This is a genomic window from Streptomyces sp. MZ04 (genome assembly GCF_004684775.1).
Lineage (GTDB): Bacteria > Actinomycetota > Actinomycetes > Streptomycetales > Streptomycetaceae > Streptomyces.
The window spans coordinates 1-593 of sequence record NZ_SRIC01000624.1 but is presented as its reverse complement, the minus strand read 5'-3'; the positions used below and the strand labels follow the sequence as shown (position 1 = coordinate 593).

At 77.7% G+C, this 593-nt stretch carries 1 protein-coding gene; it reads left to right on the top strand.

The window, feature by feature from the left end; genetic code table 11:
- The coding region (locus tag E2651_RS43550) for an AlkA N-terminal domain-containing protein (protein ID WP_280922842.1) at positions 1 to 593 on the top strand (593 nt) is incomplete at both ends.

Genomic DNA, 593 nt, shown 5'->3' with positions numbered 1-593 from the left:
GGCGGGGGCCGTCTTCGATCTGCTCGAGAGCGAGGCGGTCGAGGGGGTGGAGCAGGTCAGCGGGGCGCCGGGCGTGCGGACGTACCGGCGTACGCTGCGGCTGCCGTACGGGACCGGGATCGCGGCGGTCGAGGAGCGCGACCACGGGGCCGGGGGCTGGCTCGACACCCGGCTCCACCTGACGGACCTGCGGGATCTCACCACGGCGGTGCAGCGGTTGCGCCGGCTCTTCGACCTGGACGCGGATCCGTACGCCGTGGACGAGCGCCTTGGCTCCGACCCGCGCCTGGCTCCACTGGTCGCGGCGCGCCCCGGCCTGCGCTCGCCCGGGGCGGCGGATCCCGAGGAGCTTGCGGTGCGGGCGTTGGTGGGGCGGGAGGAGGCGGCGCTCCTTGTGCAGCGCCACGGCAAGGCGCTGGACGCGCCGTGCGAGGCGCTGACCCATGTCTTCCCCGAGCCGGGGGCGCTTGCGGGGGAGCCCGGCTCCTTGGGGGTGCTGGCCGCGGCGCTGGCCGACGGCCGGGTCCGGCTGGACGCCGGGGCGGACCGGGATGACGCGGAGGCGTCGCTGCGGGCCCTGCCGGGGGTGGGGG